Below are 19260 nucleotides of genomic sequence, written 5' to 3'. Positions count from 1 at the left end.
GCAAGCACGAGGAAACGCCTGATGAGCAGCACGGACACCGCGCCGCCGCGCGAATCCTGGGTGCCGATGATCGCCATCGCGCTCGGCCAGGTCCTGATGTCCTTCAACGTCGCCGCGCTGCCGGTCTCGCTGGCCGGCATGGTCGCGAGCTTCGAGGTGCCGCCGACGACGATCGCGACGGGCATCGTGATGTACTCGCTCTCGGTCGCCGGCTTCGTGATGCTGGGGGCGAAGCTGGTGCAGCGCTTCGGATCGACCGCGGTGTTCCGCGTCGTGGTCGGGTTGTTCGGCGTGGCCCAGGTGCTGATGGTCCTGGCGACGGCGGCGCCCGTGATGATGGTCGCGCAGCTGCTCGCGGGCCTCGCCGCGGCGGTGATCGTGCCCGCGCTGGTCGCGCTGATCGCGCACCACTATCGCGGGCCGCAGCAGGCGACGGCGGTGGGCGCGCTCGGTTCGGCGCGCGCGGGCGCGGGTGTCGCCGCCTTCATGATCGGCGGCATGCTCGGCACCTTCATCGGCTGGCGGCCGGTCTTCGGAATCCTGGTCGTGCTGGCCGGGGTCGTGTTCTTCCTGTCCTTCCGGCTGAAGCCGGAGGAGCAGCGGCCCGAGGTGAAGATCGACATCGTCGGCGTGATCCTCGCCGCGACGGCGATCATCATGGTCGTGTTCGGCTTCAACAACCTCAACCGCTGGGGGCTCGGCGTGGCGCGGCCGGGCGCCCCGTTCAGCGTGTTCGGCATGTCCCCCGCGCCACTGATGATCGTGACCGGCATCATCCTGCTGCAGGTCTTCCTCGCCTGGTGCAGGCGCGTCGCCGCGCGCGGGCGGACGCCGCTGCTCGACCTGCGCGTCATCACCTCGGGCGAGGAGCGCGCGGCGGTCTACGCGATGTTCACCGTGGTCGGGCTCGAGGCCATGCTGAACTTCACCGTCCCGCTCTACATCCAGATCGTGCAGGGGCGCACGCCGATCGAAACCGCGATCGCCATGATGCCCTTCAACCTGACGGTGTTCTTCACCGCCATGCTGGTGGTGCGGCTATACGACAAGGTGCCGCCGCGGCGCATCGCGCAGGGCGGCTTCCTGCTCTGCATCGTCGGCCTGCTCTGGCTCGCCTTCGTGGTGCGCAACGACTGGTCGGCCATCCCGGTCATGTTCGGCCTCATCACCTTCGGGCTCGGCCAGGGGGCGCTGGTGACGCTGGTCTTCAACGTTCTGGTCACGGCCGCGCCCAAGGACCTGGCAGGCGACGTCGGATCCCTTCGCGGCACGACGCAGAACCTCGCCGCCGGCGTCGGCACGGCGGTGGCCGGCGCGTTGCTGGTCGGGCTGCTGTCGGCCGGCATCATGTACCGCATCGCCGAGAACCCGCAGCTGCCGCCCGGGGTGGTGTCGCAGATCGACCTCGACAGCATCAACTTCGTCTCGAACGACCGGCTGCTGGGCATCATGCAGCGCACCGGCGCGAACCCCGAGCAGGTCGCCGAGGCGGTGCGCGTCAACACCGAGGCGCGGCTCCAGGCGCTCAAGATCGGCCTGCTCATCATGGCCGCCGTCGCGGCGCTCGCCATCATCCCGGCGAGCCGCCTGCCCGCCTACCGCCCCGGCGAGATTCCCTCCGGGCGCGTCCCGCAGCCCCAGCCTGCGCGGCGGGAGGAGGAGGCCGCGGCGTGACCCGCGCACGCCTTCTGATGCTCTCGCTCGGCGGCACCATCACCATGGTGCCGCAGGCCAGGGGCGGCATCGCGCCCCGGCTCGGCGCGGCGGAACTCGTCGCCTCGGTGCCCGAACTCGCTGAGGTCGCGCAGATCGAGGCCGAGAGCCTGGCGCGGCTGCCGAGCCCGTCCCTCGCGCCGGAGAACCTTGTCGCCGTCGCCGCGCGCATCGGGCAGGCCTTCGCCGCCGGTGCCGATGGCGCCGTCGTCATCCAGGGCACGGACACGATCGAGGAATCGGCCTTCCTGCTCGATCTGCTGGTCGCCGGTGACAGGCCCGTGGTGATGACCGGGGCGATGCGCGGCGCGGATGCGCCGGGCGCGGACGGGCCGGCGAACCTTCTCGCCGCGGCGCGCGTCGCCGCCGGCGCCGAGGCGCGTGGCCTCGGCACCCTTGCGGTGCTGAACTACGACATCCACGCCGCGCGCTTCGTGCAGAAGACGCACACGACGCTGCCCTCCGCCTTCGCATCCCCGATGCTCGGGCCGATCGGCGCCGTTGCGGAAGGCCGGCCGCGCTTCTTCGCGCGCGTGCAGCGCCTGCCGACCTATCCCGCCGAGGCCGGCCCGCCCCCGCCGATCGCCCTGCTGCGCTGGGCGATGGGCGAGGATGGCCGGCTGCTCGCCGCGCTGCCGGGCCTGGGCTACGCGGGCGCGGTGATCGAGGGGATGGGCGCGGGCCATGTGCCCGCTGGCGCGGCGGAGGCGGTCGGCGACCTCGCGCGCCGCATGCCCGTCGTGCTCGCCTCGCGCTCCGCCGCCGGGCCGGTCTTCACCGGCACCTATGGCTATCCGGGCGGGGAGATCGACCTGATCCGGCGCGGCGCGATCCCCGCCGGGCTTCTCTCCGGCCTCAAGGCCCGGCTGCTGCTGGGCCTGGCGTTGCGCGGCGGCGCCGGCCGCGCGGCGGCCGAGGCCGCCTTCACCCCATATCAGTAAGGACGTTCCGTCATGGCCGATCTTCTCGTCGTCTCCTTCCCGACCGAAGCCCAGGCCGAGGAGGTGCGCACGCGCCTCTTTGCCATGCAGAAGGAATACCTGATCGAACTCGGCGACGCGGTGGTCGCGGTGAAGCGGCCCGACGGCACGGTGAAGCTCAACCAGGTGTTCAGCCCGGCGGCGATGGGCGCGGCCTCCGGCGCGCTCTGGGGCACGCTGATCGGGATGCTGTTCCTTTCGCCGCTGGTCGGCGGCGCGATCGGCGCGGCCTCGGGTGCGCTCAGCGGCAAGCTGACCGATGTCGGCATCAACGACGCCTTCATGAAGGACGTCGCGACCACGCTCGACGCAGGCCATGCCGCGCTGTTCCTGCTCATCCGCAAGGTCACGGCGGACAAGGTGCTGGAGGAATTCCGCGGCATCGGCGGCACCGTGATGCGGTCCTCCTTCGACGAGACGAAGGAGGCGGCGCTGCGCGAGGCGCTCGCCGCGGCGCAGGACGCGGCCAGGAAGCCGTGACGCTGCGCATCTGCGCCGCCGCGCTGGTCTTCGCGGCGGCGGCCGCGCCGGCGCGCGCGGAGGACCGCGTGCCGGGCGACCATCTCGGCACCTGGAGCTTCACCTACGAGAACGACCTGCTCGCGGGCACCGACCGCTACTACACCAGCGGCTTCCAGTTCGCCTGGCGATCCTCCTCCTACGATCCTCCGGCCTGGCTCGCCGCGGTGACCTCGAGCGCGCTGTTCCCGGAAGGCGGGACGCCGCGCTGGGGCCTCGCCTTCGGCCAGAACATCTTCACCCCGGCGGACACCGCGCGGCGCGACCCGGATCCGCGCGACCGGCCCTATGCCGGCTGGCTGTACGGCGCGATCAACCTCGCCTCCTACACGCCGACCACCTATGGGAGCATCGAGCTGCAACTGGGCGTCGTCGGGCCCTCCGCGCTCGGCGAGCAGACGCAGAACAACGTCCACGACCTGCTGAACATCGACCGCGCCTATGGCTGGGACCGGCAGCTCAAGGACGAGCCCGGCGTCAACCTGATCCTGACGCGGCAGTGGCGCTACAACACCGACCCGGTTTGGGACGACATCGCCATCGGCATCGTGCCGACTCTGACGGCGAGCCTGGGCAATGTGCAGACCTATGGCGCCGCGGGGCTGATGGTCAGGTTCGGCAACGAGCTGCAGGCGGATTTCGGGCCGCCGCGGATGCGACCCTCGGTCGCGGGATCGGCCTTCTACCAGCCGGACGGGCGCTGGGGCTGGTATGTCTTCGGCGGCCTCGAAGGCCGCGTGGTGGGGCGGGACATCTTCCTGGACGGCAACACCTGGCGCGACAGCCGCAGCGTGGACCGGGAGGTGTTCGTGGGCGACGCGAGCGCCGGCGTCGCCATCATCATGCCCTTCGCGCGGCTGACCGTGACCTACACCGCGCGGTCGCGCGAGTTCGAGACGCAGCGCAACACGGCGCAGTATGGCTCGATCAGCCTGTCCTTCCGCTACTGAACAGCAGCGCGCCCAACGTCAGCGTGACGGCCAGCAGCGCGAGTCCCGCCGCGGGCCAGGCGCGCAGCGTGGCCTCCATCCGCGGCAGCAAGCGCGCGATGGGTGCCGCCCGCGCCGCCACGGCGCGGGCGAGCACGATCACGTCGCCTTCGGGCGGCGTCGGCAGGCGCGGCGTGAGTCGCCAAGCCAGGCCGAAGGCCGCCATCCCCGCCGCCACCGGCAGCATTGCCTTCGCCCAATCCCCGCCGGCCGCGTCGGCGGCGAGCAGCCAGGGCAGCAGCAGCGCCGCGAGCGTCAGGCCGAGCCAGGGCAGCAGGAGGGACGGGGCCGGCCGCGCATCCGCATCCGCGCCGTCCTCGACCGCCAGCCGCCGGACGAAATGCAGCATCAGCCATGTCGATCCCGCCGCCGAGATCGCGGAGAGCAGTCCCACGACGCCGTCGCCGAGCTGGTCTTTCACCGCCTCCTTCGCCAGCCAGCCGCCGGTGCCGGGCAGGCCGCCGAAGCCGAGCGCGATCGGGATCGCGGCGGCGAGGACGAGCCCGCGCGCGCGCCCGCCGCTCGCCGCCGCGACCCCGACGGCGAGAAAGAGCGCGCCCTTCGCCAGCACATGCACCATCGCGTAGAAGGCGGCCGCGAGGGGCGTCGCGCCGATGCCGCCCGCGATGCCGGCGCCGAGCGCGGCGATCGTCACGCCCATCTGGCTGACCGTGGAGTAGGCCAGCACGGTCTTCGGATTGCGCTGCAGCACGCCGAAGCCGACGCCCCAGAAGGCCGTGGCGAAGCCCGCCGCGAGCAGTGCGCCGCCCCAGGCGACCGGCGTCGCCTCGATCGGCAGGAAGCGGATCAGCCCGATGATGCCGGCCTTGACGATCGCGCCGCTCAGCACCGCGGAAGCGGGCATCGGCGCGGCGGGATGCGCGATGGGCAGCCATACATGCAGCGGCACGAGCCCCGCCTTGAGCCCGAAGCCGACCAGCAGCAGCGCGATCGTCACCTCCCGCAGCGCCGACCCGGCGAGTGCGGGCACGACATCGGCCAGCGCCACGCTGTCCCCCGGCGCGGCCGCCGCCAGCAGCGCGAAGGCCGCGAGCAGCGCTGCCTCCCCCACCACGGTGAGGAGGATGTACGTCGCGCCCGCGCCCCATGCGCGCGGCGTCCGGTCGTGGATGACGAGGCCCCAGGCCGGCAGGCTTGCCAGCGCGAACAGCAGGTAGAAGCCGATCAGGTCGCCGGCCAGGAAGATGCCGAGGCTGCCCGCCATGGTCGGCAGCCACCAGGCGGCGAAGCGCGGCAGGGCCTCGGCCGCGATGTAGCCGCGCGCGAAGACCGAGGCGCCGCACCACAGCAGCGCCGCCGCGCCCAGCAGCAGCGCCCCCGGCGCATCGAGCCCGAGCGTCAGCCGCAGCCGGTCGTCGAGGACGAGGCTGCCGCCGCTGGCGAACAGCGCGCAGGCGAGCCCCGGCAGGGGTGCCGCCCAGACCAGCCCGGCCGCCCCCGTGCGCCAGTCGCTTCGCGCCAGCGCCGCCAGCAGCAGCAGCGGCATGAGCGGCGTGGCGAGCATCAGCGCTGCGGTCATGGCGCGACGCGTCCGATCTGCAACAGGCCTAAGCTGGCCAGCGGCAGCATGCCCAGCAGCACCGACAGCAAGGCGAGGCCGAGCGCGACCGTGTCCCGTGAATCGTGTGGCACGGGTACGGCCGAGACAGGCCCGGCGCGCAGCGCCGTGGACAGGACGCGATAGGCATAGCCGCCGGTCAGCAATCCGCCGGCCAGGACCACCAGGGCCCACCACCATTGCCCGGCCTCGATGCTGGCACTCAGCAGCAGCCACTTCGCCGCGAAGCCGCCCGAGGGCGGCACGCCCATGAGCGTCAGGGCGGACAGGCCGAAGGCGAGCACAGCGCGCGGCGCGATGCGCGACGCGCCGGCAAGGTCCGCCACGCGATCATGGCCCAGCCTTTCGGCCATCAGCCCGACCGCGAGGAACATGCCGGACTTGGCAAGCGCATGGGAGACCGCCTGCAGCACGCCGCCGGTCCAGGCCTTCTCCGCCACGCCGGGCACAGCCAGCAGCGGGAACATCAGCACCAGGTAGCCGATCTGCGCGATGGTCGAATAGGCGACCAGCAGCTTCAGCCGCGCCTGGCCGAGCGCCGCGACGCCGCCGAGCAGGATCGCCGCCGCGCCGCAGCCCGCCAGCGCCTGCATCGCGGCCGGCGATGGCGGCAGCACGCCGGCCCAGAGCCGGACGAGGATGACGAAGGAGCCCTTCACCACCAGCGCCGATAGCAGCGCCGATCCCGCCGCCGGCGCGCCGGCGTGTGCGGGCGGCAGCCACAGATGCAGCGGCAGCAGCGCGGTCTTGGCCATCAGCCCCGCGGTCATCAGCGCGGCCGCGACCAGCACCGGCGGCGTCGCCGACAGCCGGCCCGCGAGCAGCCCGATGTCGAGCGTGCCCGCGGCGCCGTAGATCAGCGCGACGCCGAGCAGGTAGAGCACCGAGCCGAGTAGCGCGAACAGCAGGTAGCGCAGCGCCGCCGACAGCGTTTCCCGCCGCCCGTCGAGGCAGACGATCGGCACCGCCGCGAAGGTCAGCAGTTCCAGCGCGACATACAGCGTGAACAGGTCGCGCGCGGTGACGGCCAGGTTCAACCCGCCCCAGATGGCGAGCAGCAGGGGCCAGAAGACGAAGGCGGTGCGGCGTTCCGGCATGCCCGGCGCCGTGCCGAAGCCGGCGCGCGCGAAGACCGCGACCCCGGCGACGACCACGGCCGAGGTCAGCAGCATCGCCGTCCCGATCCCGTCCGCGCCGAGCGAGAGGCCGAGCGGCGGCGCCCAATGGCCCAGGTGATGCACCAGCGGCGCGCCGCCGGCCTGCACCGCCGCCGCCGTGCCGAGCGCGAGTGCAAAGCCCGCCGGCAGGAGCGCGAGCGTCAGCCTTTCCGCCCCACGCGCCCCGAGCGCCGGGGCCAGCACCATGCCAAGCACGGGCAGCATGACCGCGAGCAGCGGCAGCATGCCCCAGTCGCTCACGCCCCATCCTTCCGGGCGGCAAGCCGAAGCACCAGCGCGACCGCAATCGTGGTCGCCGCGAAGGCGACGACGATGCCGGTGAGGATGATCGCCTGCGGCACGGGGTCGGCCGCGAAGCCCGCGCCCGCGCCGCGCTGCGCGATGGCGCCGAGCACCAGGAACACGCCCCCGCCGAGCAGGTTGAAGGCAAGGATGCGCAGCAGCGGCTCCGTCCGCACCAGCACGCCATACAGGCCGAGCCCGGTCAGCGCTGCGCCGAGCAGGCCATAGATTCCGGCGGTCATGTCCGCGGCCCCATGACGAGAAGCGCGAGCGCGGCGGCGATGGACAGCGTGAGCGCGACCTCCACCAGCAGGATCAGTGGCTTCTCGAAGCCCGGTGGCCAGGCGAGGAATGCGCCCGTCACGATCGCGCCGAGCAGGCCGACCGCGATGAACAGCGCCGGCCCCGCCGCGACGGTGACGCGCAGCGCGCGCGCCCCGACCGGCGGCGCCGGTACGAGCCCCGCCATCCAGGGCAGCAGCCACATCGCGGCGAGGATCGCCGCCGCCTGGAACTTGCCCCCCGGCGCGTCCACCCCGATCCAGAAGATATGCGCGGCGACAACGATGCCGAGCGGCGGCAGCAGCCGCGCGAGCAGGGCGAGCGGCCCGTCAGCCAGCGGCTGCGGCGCGCCGGGCGGTCCGGCCCAGCCATCATCCGGCGCGAGTGCCACGGTGCAAATGACGGCCAGCACGAGCACTGCGGATTCGAGCAGCGTGTCGAGCCCGCGGAAGGCCATCAGCACGCTGGCGACGGGATTGCCCAGCGCGGTCGCCGCCTGGTTCGCCGCCACCTCGGCCGCCAGGCCCGGTGGCGGCTCCGGCAGCAGCAGCACCGCGGTGCCGAGCGCGCAGGCAAGGATCGTGCAGCCGGCGCCGATCAGCCCCCGCGTCACGCGGCCCGACGGCGGATCCTCCGGCGCGGGCGCCGAGGCGAGCCGCCGCGCCGCGGCGAGCAGCAGAACGCCCGAGAGCCCCGCGCCGATCGCGGCTTCGGTCAGCGCCACGTCCAGCAGGCCGAGCCGCGCCCAGGCCAGCGCCAGCAACAGCCCATAGGCGATGAAGAAGGCGACGGCGGCGAAGGCCTGCCGCGCCGCCAGCACGCCCAGCGCCAGGGCGAGGATGCCCGCGACCAGGGCGAGGTCCACGATCACGCCGACGGGTCTCGCCGCTGCGCGACCCGTGCGAGCAGCGGCCCGGTCGCGGCGCTGGCCAGCAGCACGAGCGCCCAGATCGCGAGCAGCCGGAAGGCGCCGCCCAGCGCTTCGGCGCGCGGCAACAGCCCCAGCACGATGAGGCCGAGGCCGAGATGGTCCGCCTTGGTCAGCGCATGCAGCCGGCTGCCCGTGTCCGGGAAGCGGAGCAGCCCCGCCGTGCCGGCCGCGAAGAAGCCGACGCCCGCGACGACGCAGATGACGGTGAAAGCGTCCGCGAGCAGGCTCATGCCCCGGGATCCTTGCGCACCATGGCGATGGTCGCGAAGGGCGCGAGCACCGCGAGGGTCAGCGCCAGGTCGGCATGCGTGGCCGAATCCGCCGCAGCACCCCAGAGCAGCAGCGCCGCGATGCCGGCGGTGCCGAGGAGCTGCGCCGCGGCGATGCGGTCCGCCGCCGCCGGTCCGCGCAGCACGCGCAGCAGGCCGAGCACGAGCGTGAGCAGCACGGCGAAGGCCGCGACGCCAAGCAGGCTAGACATCGAGCCCGAAGGCGCGCGCGAACAGCGCCTCCTCCATCGTCATGGCGGCCGCGACATCGGCCTCCCCGTCCAGCGCGTGGACGAGCACCGTCCCGTCGGGGCCGACGCCCGCCGGAAGGGTGCCCGGCAGCAGGCTCGCATAGGCCAGGAAGGCGTCGCGCGCGCGCCCGGGCGGCAGGCGCGGCGTCCAGGCGATGGTGCGCGGGTTCGGCCGGCGGCGCGGATCGAGCGCCACGCGCGCCACGGCGATCCCGGCGCCGAGTGCCTTCGCCGGAAGCTGCAGCAGCAGCGTCGCCAGCGCGCCGGGGCGGATGCGGGCCCTGACCGGCGGCACCATGAGTAGGCTCGCCCAGGCGCCGAGCGCCGCCGCCGCGATCCCGACCGGCATGTCGGCCGGCGCCGCGCCCGCCAGCGCGCACCACAGCCCGAGCAGGAGCGTGGCGCGCAGGGCGGTGGCGGCGGCCATCTCAGGCACGCGCGGGCGCGGCCCGTGGCGGCCGGCCGCCGAAGACCGTGACATACAGTGTCGGCAGGAACACGAGCGTCAGCAGCGTCGCCACCGCCAGCCCGCCCATGATGGCGAAGGCCATCGGCCCCCAGAACACCGTCGGCGCGATGGGAATGAGGCCCAGCACCGTCGAGATCGCCGTCAGCATCATCGGCCGGAGGCGGGAGGAGGCGGCGGCGATCACCGCATCCCAGACCTCCTTGCCTTCCGCCCGGTCGCTTTCGATCTGCATGATCAGGATGACGGCGTTCTTCGCGATCATGCCCAGCAGGGAGAGGATGCCGAGGATCGCGACGAAGCCGAGCGGCCGGTTGAAGACGAGCAGCGCGAGCACCACGCCGATGATCCCGAGCGGCAACAGCGCCAGCACCAGGAACAGCCGGCGGAAGGAGCCGAGCTGGAACATCAGCAGGGTCAGCATCAGCGCGAGCATGACCGGCACGACCGCCATGACGCTCGCCTGGCTGTAGGCGCTTTCCTCCGCGATGCCGCCGAGGTCGACGCGATAGGGCCGCTCGAGCGTCGCATTCAGCGCCGCGATGCGCGGCGCGAGCGCCGCGACGGCGGAATCGGGCAGCACGCCCGGATTGACGTCCGCCCGGACCGTGAGCGTGGGCACCCGGTCGCGGCGCCAGACCAGCGGGTATTCCTGCGCGTGCTCGAAGCGGGCGAGCTGCGCGAGCGGCACCGTGCGCCCGCCCGGCAGCGGCACCTGGATCGAGCGCAGCGTCTCGAGCGACAGGCGCTGTTCCGCGGTGGCGCGCGCGACGACGTTGATCAGGTAGATGTCGTCGCGAACCTGCGTGACCGTCGTGCCCGTCACCGCCGCGTTCAGCGTCGCCGCGACCTGGGCGGAGGAGAGGCCGAGGCGGCGGGCCTCGTCCTGGTCCACCACCAGGCGCAGCTGGCGGGCGGGTTCCATCCAGTCGAAATGCACGTGCCGCGTGCCGGGCGTCTCGGCCAGCAGCTTCGCGACGTCCTGCGCGATCTCGCGCACCCTCTCTATGTCAGGCCCGTTCACGCGGTACTGCAGCGGCCAGCCCACGGGCGGGCCGAGCTCGAGCGGATAGACGCGCGCGACGGCGGCGGGGAACTGCTCGGCGAGCAGCGTCTCGAGCCTTCGCTGCAGGCGTTCCCGCCCCGGCAGGTCCTTCGCCACCACCACCGCCTGGGAGAAGAAGGGCAGGGCGAGCTGGACGTTCAGCGGCAGGTAGAAGCGGATCGCGCCGCGGCCGACATAGGTGCTCCAGCGCGCGACGTCCGGATCCTGCGCGAGCACGGCATCCAGGCGGCGTGACGCCTCCTCGCTGGCGAAGATCGAGGCGTTCTGCGGCAGCGTCACCTCGACCAGAAGCTCGGTGCGGTCGGAGGAGGGGAAGAACTGCCGCGGCACGAACTGCATGGCGAAGACCGCGGCGGCGAACATCGCGACGGTGAAGCCGATCGTCACCCAGCGTGCCCGCATCGCGAAGGTCAGGAAGCGGGTATAGGCGCGCAGCACCGCGCCGGGCTCGGCGCTTTCGGCCTGCGCGGGCCGCTTCAGCATCGCCATGCCGAGCAGCGGCGCGAAGATCACGGCGACGAACCAGGAGACGAGCAGCGCGATCGCCACCACCGCGAAGATCGAGAAGGTGTATTCGCCGGCGGAACTCCGCGCGAAGCCGATCGGCACGAAACCCGCGATGGTCACCAGCGTGCCCGTCAGCATCGACGATGCCAGGGTGCGATAGGCGAAGGTCGCCGCCGCCTCCTTCGAATCCCCCGCGCCCAGGCGCCTTATCATCGCGTCGATCGTCGTCATCGCATCGTCGACGAGCAGCGTCAGCGCGATGATCAGCGCGCCGAGCGAGATGCGCTGGAGATCGATGCCGACGAGCGACATGAGCGGGAAGACGATGGCGAGCGTCAGCGGGATGGACAGCGCCACCACCGCCCCCGGGCGGATGCCCAGCGCGATGAACGACGCCGCCATGATGATCAGGATCGCCTGCCACAGGCTTTCCATGAAGTCGCCGATCGCCTCGTCCACCGTCACCGACTGGTCGGCGACGAGGATGGGCTCGATGCCGACAGGAAGGTCCGCGCGGATCCGGTCCATCTCCGCCTTGATGTTGCGCCCCAGGGCCAGGATGTCGCCGGCCTCGCGCATCGCGACGGCGAGCCCGATCGCCTCCTGCCCGTTGACGCGGAACATGGGCTGGGGCGGGTCGGCGAAGCCGCGGCGCACCTCGGCGATGTCGCCGAGGCGGAATACGCGCGGGCCCAGCACGAAATTGACGTTCAGGATGTCCTGCTCGGTCTCGAAGGCGCCGGAGACGCGCAGCAGGAGGCGTTCCTGCCCGGTCTCGACCACGCCGGCGGGGCGGACGAGGTTCTGCGCCTGGAGCGCCGAGACCAGCGCCGGATAGTTCAGCCCGAGGCCGGCCAGGCGCTCGAGGGAGAATTCGATGAAGATCCGCTCATCCTGCGCGCCCAGGATCTCGACCTTGGAGACGTCGGGCACCAGCAGCAGGCGGGACCGCGCCGCCTCGACGAAGTCGCGCAGCTCGCGCTGGGTGAAGCCGTCCGCCGTGAAGCCGTAGATGATGCCGAAGGTGTCGCCGAAATCGTCGTTGAAGAACGGCCCGACGACGCCCTGGGGCATGGTGTGGCGCATGTCGGCGACGCGCCGGCGCACCTGGTACCACATGTCCGGCACCACCGCGGGCGGCGTGGTGCCCTTGAGGTCCACGAAGATCGTCGTCTGCCCGGGCACGGTGTAGGAGCGCAGCCGGTCGAGGTTTGGCGTCTCCTGCAACGTGCGCTCGAGCCGCTCGGTCACCTGCAGCAGCGTCTCCTCGATCGTGGCGCCCGGCCAGACCGCGGAGACCACCATGGTGCGGAAGGTGAAGGCGGGGTCCTCGTTCCGGCCGAGCTTCACGAAGGCGAAGCTGCCCGCGACCAGCGCGACGATCATGAAGTAGACGACGAGGGAGCGCCGCCCGATCGCCCATTCCGAGAGGTTCGGGCCGATCATCGGGTGGCCCCGAGCAGCCGCACCTTCTGCCCCGGCCGCAGCGCCTGCACCCCCGCCGTGACCACGATGTCGCCCGCGGCGAGGCCGGTCGAGACGACCACATGCGCGGGGTCATGGCGCAGCAGCTCCACCGTCCGCAGCGCGACCGTCTGGTCGGCCGGATTCACCACCCAGACCGCCGGCGCGCGATCGGCGCGCGTCAGCGCCGAGGCCGGGATGCTGTAGCCGCCCGTATTGCCCAGGCGCATCCGGCCGGTGACCGTGGCACCCAGGCGCATCCCGGGCGGCGGGTCGGCCAGGCCCACGCGCACCTGGAAGGTGCCGGTCGCGGCGTCGGCGCGGGGTGCTACCTCCCGCACGCGGCCATTCGCGCGCACGGCGGCGTCGGTGGCGAGCACGACCTCGATCAACGGATTGGCCGGTGCCTGGTCCTTGATCGCCGCCGGCACGTCGAAGACCGCGTCGCGCCCCTCGTCGCGCGCGACCTGGACGACCATGCGGCCCGGCTGCACGACCTCCCCCGGCTCGGCGCCGCGGGCGGTGACGCGGCCCGTCACGTCGCTGACGAGCTCGGTGTAGGACAGCCGCGTCTCGGCGATGCCGACCTGCGCCTCGGCCGCATCGACGGCCGACTGCGCCGATTGGCGCGTCTGCGCCGCCTGGTCGTAGCGCACGCGGGTGGTCCAGCCGTCGCGCAGCAGCTCGGATTGCCGCCAGTAGTTGTTCTGCGCCTCGGTCAGCTGGGCGCGCGCGGCGGCGAGGGAAGCGCGCGCGGCGCGCAGGTTGTTCGTCTCGTTGTCGCGGTTGAGCCGCGCCACCACCTGCCCGGCGCGCACCTGGTCGCCGACATTGACCAGGCGTTCCACCATGCGGCCATCGATGCGGAAGGCGAGGTTCACCTCGTTCTCCGCCTGCACCGTGCCGGTCAGGGACACGATCTCCCCTTCCGCCGCGCGCTCGACCGTCACCACGCGCACGGGCCGGATCTCGGGCGGGGCGGGGGGTGGCCCCCCGTCGCAGGCGGCCAGCATCACGGGCAGGACGAGGGCGGCGAGGCGGAGCGTCTGGATCGTCATGGCGTGCGGCCGGTCCGTCCGAGGGTGGGTGATGCGATCATGGCCGGCGAAGCGCGCGCGCCGGAATTCGTTTGTGCCCGAGACTCAGGCGGCGGGGCCGGGCGCGCGATGTGCCGGGCGTCCCATCCCTGCCCGGGGCGTCTCAGCCCGCTCATCGCAGCGCCGCGGCGTCGAGCGGCGCGACGACGCGCTCGAGCATGAAGGGAAAGAACGGGTTCGAGGTCAGCCGCGCCGCCGCGTCGAGCCCGATCGCCAGCACCCCCCGCTCGCCGCGGATGGCGACCTCACCGAGCCGCACGCCGAAATCCTCCGCCGGATCGGGCTCCAGCCCATAGAGCCCGTCGTTCAGCGGGAAGGGCAGGGCGATGTGGGAGAGGGAGAAGACGCCGCGCGGCCATGTCTCGTCGAGCGGCTGGACGGTTTCGTCCAGCGCGCCGGCCGCGCTGCGGCGCGCCTGGACGGACCCCTGCGCATCCGACACCACGGTCAGGGCATAGGCGCGTGGCGCCGGCGGCACGAGACGTTCCAGCGCCGCATAGGCGCCGGCGTTGAACAGCGGCCCGAATCCCGCGCCGCGGTTCAGGTCGAACAGCACCACCTCGCTGCCATTGTCCGGCAGGCGCGCATAGAGCGCGGAGAGCACCGCGGGGGTGGAGACGGTCGCGTCCGCCACCGACTGGAAGGTCAGCACCGGCGGCAGCGCGCCAAGCCGGCCCGCGACCGCCAGCCGGTCGATCTGCGCCTGCAGCGCCGCCGTCAGCCGGTGCGTCTGGCGCGCGGCGTTGACCGGGAAGGAATTGTACTTGAACGGATTGAACTCGGGCTGCAGGTCGAGCCAGGCGGTCTTGGCGAAGCGCGGCAGCAGCGCGGGCAGCGCCGCGATCCCGGCGAAGCGCGCGAAGGCCGTCACGCCGATCATCGGCGAAACCAACACGACGCGCTCGGCGCGCGGCAGCGCCGCGTCCTCGATCGCGTCGAGCGCGTATTTCATCGCCAGCGCGCCGCCATTCGAATAGCCCACCAGGTGCAGCGGCCGTCCTTCGCCGGCGCGGGCCCGCGCCTCCCGAACCGCGAGCCGCGTCGCGGCCATCCAGTCCTCCCACGCCGCGCGCGTCAGGCCTGCGGGAACGGTGCCGTGGCCGGGCAGGCGGATCGCGACGGCGACGAAGCCGCGGGCGCGATAGGCCTCGGCCAGGTGGCGGACCGAATAGGGCGTGTCGGTCAGCCCGTGCAGCAGGACGGCGCCGCCGCGCGGGGTGCCCTGCGGCATCAGGATGAAGGATCGGTTCCAGTCCTGCGCGAAGCGCGCCGGGTGCATCGGGCTGCCGGCGAAGTAGCGGTTCAGCGCGACTTGTTCCTGCGGTTCCAGCGCGTCCGTCACCTCGCGCCGCACGGTGGCCATGGCCTCCGTCTCGGCGGCCAGCCAGCGCGTCCAGTCGGCGCGGTCCAGCGCCTCGGGCGGGAGTTCCGGCGGCACGACGGTGTGCCAGGGCCCGAGCGGCGGGCCGCGCTGCAGGTCCCAGGTGCGCACGCCGAGCCCGAGCGCGACCAGCAGGGCGAGCGCACCGACCGCGCGGAGAAGCCAGCGGCGTGTGAAGCGGATCATGCCGCCTTCCCCTTGCGCCATGAAGGACGCCGACCCAGGCTGGCGCGCATGGGTCGGGATGGCGAGGCATGATGATCGAAGGTGGCGGGCGCGTGCTGCTGGGCCTCTGCGCCGCCGTGCTCGTCGGTGCGGCGCTGCAGGCGGCGCAGGCGATCTTCGCGCCGGTCGCCTTCGCGCTGTTCGTCATCGCGCTGGTCTGGCCGCTGCAGCGGGCCGCGCAGGACCGTATCCCGGCGGGGATCGCGCTGATCGGCACGGTGCTCGTCTCGCTCGCCGTCCTGGCTGGCCTCGCCTACGGCATCGTCTGGGCCTTCGGCCGCGTCGCGCAGTGGGTCCTGGCCAATGCCGGGCAGCTGCAATCCCTGTACGCGGCGAAGATTGCCTGGCTGGAATCGCAGGGCATCGCCGCGGCGGGCGTCATGTCGGACCAGTTCGACGTGCGCTGGCTCGTGCGGCTCGCCCAGGGGGTGCTCGCGCAACTCCAGGGCATCGTCAGCTTCGTGGTGGTGACGGTGGTCTTCGTCATCCTCGGGCTGCTGGAAGTGCGGCCGGCGGCCGCGCAGCTCGCAGGGCTCGAAGCCTATCCGGCGGCGCGGCGGGTGCTGGCGGGCCTGGCCGCGAGTGCGGCGAAGCTGCGCGCCTACATGCTGGTCCGCAGCTTCGCCAGCGTGCTGACGGGCGTGTTCGTCTACGCCTTCGCGCGCTTCATGGGGCTCGACCTCGCGGCCGAATGGGGCGTGATCGCCTTCGTGCTGAACTATATCCCCTTCATCGGCCCGCTCGTCGCGACCGTCTTCCCGACGCTGGTCGGGCTGCTGCAGTTCGGATCCTGGCAGGCGGTGGCGACGATCTTCGCCGCGCTGCAGGTGATCCAGTTCCTGATCGGCTCCTACCTCGAACCGCGGCTGGCGGGGCGGCAGCTGACGGTCTCCCCCTTCATGGTGCTCGCGGCGGTGTTCTTCGGCGCCTTCCTCTGGGGTGTGCCCGGCGCCTTCATCGGCGTGCCGGTGCTGATCGCGGCCCTGACGATCTGCGAGCAGTTCCCCGGCGGCGCCTGGGTGGCGCGCCTGCTGTCGGGCCGCCATCCGGACCCCGGCTGACCGCGCCCGGCGCATCAGAAGGACCCGACCATCCCGCCGATCAGCACGACCGCGACGAGGGCCGCGAGCGATCCGCCGATGCCCACCACGACGATGTCCATGTAGCTTTCCCGGTGCGTGCAGCCGCAAACCGCGAGCAGGGTGATGACGGCGCCGTTGTGCGGGAGGATATCGAGCGTCCCCGCGCCGATCACTGCGATCCGGTGCAGCAGCCCGGGGTCGATCGACTGCGCGGCGGCGATCGCCATGAAGGTCGGGCCCAGCGCCTCGAGCGCGATGGTCAGCCCGCCCGAGGCCGACCCCGTCAGCGCCGCCAGCACGTTGGTCGCGACCGCGAGCGAGACGAGCGGCCCGCCGCCGATGCCGAGCACCCAGTCGCGCACCGCGTCGAAGGCCGGCATGGCGGCGACGACGGCGCCGAAGCCGACCAGGCTCGCCACGCTGAAGATCGGCAGCACGGCGGCATTGGCACCCGCATCCATCGTCGCGCGGAGCGAGGGGATGCGCCGGCCGTTGACCGCGAGCAGCGTCGCGATCGCCGCGGCGAGCGCGGTCGCCACCGCCCAGACGCCGGCGACGGCGGACAGCGTCGTCCCGCCCCAGCGCGGTTCCGCCAGGAAGGACGCGTCGATGTTCGGCAGCACGGCGAAGGACATCAGCAGGTTCACGATCACCACGACGACCAGCGGCGCGGCGGCGACGACGATGCCCGGACGGTCCTGTGCCTCGGAACTGCGATGGAGTTCCGCCGGGTCGAATTCGCGGGCCGTGACCGCGCGCTCGCGGATCAGCGGATCGTCCACCGCGGTGTCCGCCGTGGGTGGCCGCTCATCGCCGAAGCCCTCGCCGGCCAAGCGCGCGCGCGCTTCCGCCCGTCCGAGCCACCACAGGCCGATGCCGAGCATGATCGCCGAGGCGATGATGCCGAGCCCCGGCGCCGCGAAGGGCGTGGTGCCGAAGAAGGGCATCGGGATGGTGTTCGGGATGGCCGGCGTTCCCGGCAGCGCCGACATGGTGAAGGTGGATGACCCGACGATGATCGCGGCCGGCATCAGCCGGCGGGGGATGTCCGCCCGGCGGAACAGCGCGGTCGCCATGGGCGCGAGCACGAAATAGGCGACAAACAGGCTGACGCCGCCATAGGTCACGATGGCCCCGGCCAGCACCACCGCCAGCACCGCGCGCTCCGCGCCGAGCTTCTCGGTCATGTAGTCGGCGATGGCGTTCACCGAACCGCTGTCCTCCATCAGCTTGCCGAACAGCGCGCCCAGCAGGAACAGCGGGAAGAACTGCGCGACGAAGCGCCCCGCGCTGCCCATGAAGGTCTGCGTCCAATGGGCCAGCAGCGGCTCGCCGGAGAACGCCGCCGCGATGAGCGCCGCGGCGGGAGCGAGCAGCAGCACCGACCAGCCCCGGTAGGCCAGCCAGACGAGCAGCGAGAGGCCGGCGAGGATTCCGAGCAGGCCCATCGGTCACATGTCCTCCAGCAGCTTCTCGATCGGCGCGGTCGAGCGCTTGCCGAGGTCGTCCGCATGGTCGGCGAGGAACGCGTCGGCCGATTTGCGCCCCTCGGCATGCAGCATCGCGAGGAAGTCCCACTCCGCGTTCAGCTTCGAGGAATAGCCAAGCGTCACCATGACGTCGTTGCGCACGAAGTGCACCCGGTTGCGCGCCCAGCCCTGGCATTCGGCGGTGTGCTGCACGTCGGTCTGGCGCAGCAGCGCGATCATCTTCAGCTCCTTCAGCAGGGTCGCGTTGAAGGAGACCTCGTTGAGCCGGTTCATGATCTCCCGCGCCGTCCGCGGGGTGCCCGGCCGCTCGATCGGGTTGATCGGCACGATGATCGTGTCGTCAGAGGCGCATTCGCGGATCAGCGGCGTCATGGTCGGGTTGCCGCCATAGCCGCCGTCCCAATAGGCCTCGCCCTCGATCTCCACCGCCTGGAACATCGTCGGCAGGCAGGCCGAGGCGAGCAGCACGTCCGGCGAGAGTTCCGGATTGCGGAAGACGCGCCCGCGCCCCGTGCGCACATTGGTCGCGGTGATGAACAGCTTCACCGGCCCGGCCGCGACGGCGACGAAATCCACGCTGTCCGCGAGCACCTCGCCGAGCGGGTTGGTCGCCCAGGGCGCGAGCTCATAGGGCGAATAGACGCGCGAGAGCACGTCCAGCGCGACGAAGATCGGCGAATGGTCGAGCGACCAGCGCCCCAGCGCGACGTCGAGCGGCGAGCGCTGGAAAGGGCTGAAGGCGGCGGCGCGCGAGACGCGTCGCCAGAACGCCTCGAGCGCCTGCTTCGCGCCGTCCCGCCCGCCGGTCGCATAGCCCGAGGCGAACACCGCCGCGTTCATCGCGCCGGCCGAGGTGCCGGAGATGGCCTCGATCTCGAGCCACTCCTCCTCGAGCAGCCGGTCGAGCACGCCCCAGGTGAAGGCGCCATGGCTGCCGCCGCCCTGCAGCGCCAGGTCGATGAGCAGCGGATTGGGGCGGGGGGCGTTGCGGGGGGGGCGGCTGGCCATGTCGGATTCCCTCGTCGCCCCGGCCGGAGGCGCGGGGGTCGGCTTTGTGTGCGCTGCACAATAGAGCCTCGCGCCCAGGAGAGCGAGTGCTTCGCCACCGGGCCGCACCCGGCAAGGACGTGCGGGGCAGGGGCGGGACGCAGCGCACAAGGCCGGAATGGGTTGCTCATCGCGCCGTGTTCCGCGCCCGCCGGGGCTCGGTCAGGCTTGGCGACGGACAACGCGCAGCGAGGGTGGCATGGTCGGTTCATCGCGCGTGGCGGGCGCCTCCGCGGCATTGGCCGCCACGCTGATGCTCCTGTCCGGCGTCGCGGCGCCGGCGCGCGCGCAGGGCGCCGCGGACGACGCGGCGACCATCGCCGAGTTGCGCCGCCAGCTCGACGAGATGCGGCGCCGGCTCGAGACGCTCGAGGCCCGCGCGGCTGCCCGCCAGGGCGCGCCCGCGGTCGCCGTCGCGCCCGCCCCCGTACCCGCGACGCGCCGCCCGCCGCCGCCGCGCAA

17 protein-coding genes and 1 pseudogene are annotated in these 19260 nt (G+C 72.7%); 6 read left to right on the top strand and 12 right to left on the bottom strand.

Going from position 1 to position 19260, the window contains the following annotated elements; translation table 11 throughout:
* The first annotated feature begins 21 nt into the window (after nt 1–21).
* Genes J5Y09_RS19230 through J5Y09_RS19215 form a run of 4 tightly spaced genes read left to right on the top strand, consistent with a single transcriptional unit; the run spans nt 22 to nt 4162 of the window.
* Nucleotides 22–1674 carry an MFS transporter gene (locus J5Y09_RS19230; RefSeq protein ID WP_245217240.1) on the top strand — a complete coding sequence of 551 codons (1653 nt, stop codon included), beginning with the start codon at nt 22–24 and terminating at the stop codon, nt 1672–1674.
* Nucleotides 1671–2654, top strand: a complete 984-nt coding sequence (locus J5Y09_RS19225) for an asparaginase (protein ID WP_209353445.1) — start codon at nt 1671–1673, stop codon at nt 2652–2654. The genes J5Y09_RS19230 and J5Y09_RS19225 overlap by 4 nt, the downstream gene beginning before the upstream one ends.
* 12 nt (nt 2655–2666) lie before the next feature.
* On the top strand, nt 2667–3173 hold the full coding sequence (locus J5Y09_RS19220) for a DUF1269 domain-containing protein (RefSeq protein WP_209353444.1): 507 nt from the start codon (nt 2667–2669) through the stop codon (nt 3171–3173).
* On the top strand, nt 3170–4162 hold the full coding sequence (locus J5Y09_RS19215) for a lipid A deacylase LpxR family protein (protein ID WP_209353443.1): 993 nt from the start codon (nt 3170–3172) through the stop codon (nt 4160–4162). Before J5Y09_RS19220 ends, J5Y09_RS19215 begins: the two co-directional genes overlap by 4 nt.
* Here the strand turns inward: J5Y09_RS19215 and J5Y09_RS19210 are convergent.
* The 10 genes from J5Y09_RS19210 to J5Y09_RS19165 form a co-directional block, all read right to left on the bottom strand.
* Complete coding sequence (locus J5Y09_RS19210; RefSeq protein WP_209353442.1) at nt 4140–5741, bottom strand: complex I subunit 5 family protein; 1602 nt, start codon at nt 5739–5741, stop codon at nt 4140–4142. The genes J5Y09_RS19215 and J5Y09_RS19210 overlap by 23 nt on opposite strands.
* Nucleotides 5738–7198: a complex I subunit 5 family protein gene (locus tag J5Y09_RS19205; protein WP_342451507.1), complete on the bottom strand. Its 1461-nt coding sequence runs from the start codon at nt 7196–7198 to the stop codon at nt 5738–5740. The genes J5Y09_RS19210 and J5Y09_RS19205 overlap by 4 nt, the downstream gene beginning before the upstream one ends.
* Nucleotides 7195–7482: an NADH-quinone oxidoreductase subunit K gene (locus J5Y09_RS19200; protein ID WP_209353441.1), complete on the bottom strand. Its 288-nt coding sequence runs from the start codon at nt 7480–7482 to the stop codon at nt 7195–7197. Before J5Y09_RS19200 ends, J5Y09_RS19205 begins: the two co-directional genes overlap by 4 nt.
* Nucleotides 7479–8393 carry a hydrogenase subunit MbhD domain-containing protein gene (locus J5Y09_RS19195; protein ID WP_209353440.1) on the bottom strand — a complete coding sequence of 305 codons (915 nt, stop codon included), beginning with the start codon at nt 8391–8393 and terminating at the stop codon, nt 7479–7481. The genes J5Y09_RS19200 and J5Y09_RS19195 overlap by 4 nt, the downstream gene beginning before the upstream one ends.
* Complete coding sequence (locus J5Y09_RS19190; RefSeq protein ID WP_209353439.1) at nt 8390–8683, bottom strand: cation:proton antiporter; 294 nt, start codon at nt 8681–8683, stop codon at nt 8390–8392. The genes J5Y09_RS19195 and J5Y09_RS19190 overlap by 4 nt, the downstream gene beginning before the upstream one ends.
* Nucleotides 8680–8934, bottom strand: coding sequence for a monovalent cation/H+ antiporter complex subunit F (locus J5Y09_RS19185; RefSeq protein ID WP_209353438.1), 255 nt, complete (start codon nt 8932–8934; stop codon nt 8680–8682). The genes J5Y09_RS19190 and J5Y09_RS19185 overlap by 4 nt, the downstream gene beginning before the upstream one ends.
* On the bottom strand, nt 8927–9400 hold the full coding sequence (locus tag J5Y09_RS19180) for a Na+/H+ antiporter subunit E (protein ID WP_209353437.1): 474 nt from the start codon (nt 9398–9400) through the stop codon (nt 8927–8929). Before J5Y09_RS19180 ends, J5Y09_RS19185 begins: the two co-directional genes overlap by 8 nt.
* 1 nt (nt 9401) lies before the next feature.
* On the bottom strand, nt 9402–12458 hold the full coding sequence (locus J5Y09_RS19175; RefSeq protein ID WP_209353436.1) for an efflux RND transporter permease subunit: 3057 nt from the start codon (nt 12456–12458) through the stop codon (nt 9402–9404).
* Nucleotides 12455–13534, bottom strand: coding sequence for an efflux RND transporter periplasmic adaptor subunit (locus J5Y09_RS19170; protein ID WP_209353435.1), 1080 nt, complete (start codon nt 13532–13534; stop codon nt 12455–12457). Before J5Y09_RS19170 ends, J5Y09_RS19175 begins: the two co-directional genes overlap by 4 nt.
* 151 nt (nt 13535–13685) lie before the next feature.
* Nucleotides 13686–15140, bottom strand: a complete 1455-nt coding sequence (locus J5Y09_RS19165; RefSeq protein ID WP_209353434.1) for an alpha/beta hydrolase — start codon at nt 15138–15140, stop codon at nt 13686–13688.
* Between the two features lie 68 nt (nt 15141–15208).
* On the opposite strand from J5Y09_RS19165, the gene J5Y09_RS19160 reads away from it, so the two are divergent.
* Nucleotides 15209–16240: an AI-2E family transporter gene (locus tag J5Y09_RS19160; RefSeq protein ID WP_209353433.1), complete on the top strand. Its 1032-nt coding sequence runs from the start codon at nt 15209–15211 to the stop codon at nt 16238–16240.
* 14 nt (nt 16241–16254) lie between these two features.
* Here J5Y09_RS19160 and J5Y09_RS19155 read toward each other — a convergent pair whose 3' ends face one another.
* Together J5Y09_RS19155 and J5Y09_RS19150 are read right to left on the bottom strand one after the other, a co-directional pair.
* Nucleotides 16255–17709 (bottom strand): GntP family permease, encoded by a 1455-nt coding sequence (locus tag J5Y09_RS19155; protein ID WP_209353432.1) that lies wholly within the window; start codon nt 17707–17709, stop codon nt 16255–16257.
* Between the two features lie 3 nt (nt 17710–17712).
* Complete coding sequence (locus J5Y09_RS19150; protein WP_209353431.1) at nt 17713–18759, bottom strand: patatin-like phospholipase family protein; 1047 nt, start codon at nt 18757–18759, stop codon at nt 17713–17715.
* 238 nt (nt 18760–18997) lie between these two features.
* Between J5Y09_RS19150 and J5Y09_RS19145 the strand changes: the two are divergent.
* Nucleotides 18998–19260: pseudogene (locus tag J5Y09_RS19145) on the top strand (hypothetical protein); the annotation flags it as partial.

This window comes from Roseomonas nitratireducens (genome assembly GCF_017813355.1).
Taxonomy (GTDB): domain Bacteria; phylum Pseudomonadota; class Alphaproteobacteria; order Acetobacterales; family Acetobacteraceae; genus Neoroseomonas; species Neoroseomonas nitratireducens.
Note: the sequence above shows the minus strand (reverse complement) of the source record. Positions and strands in the feature narration are given on the sequence as shown.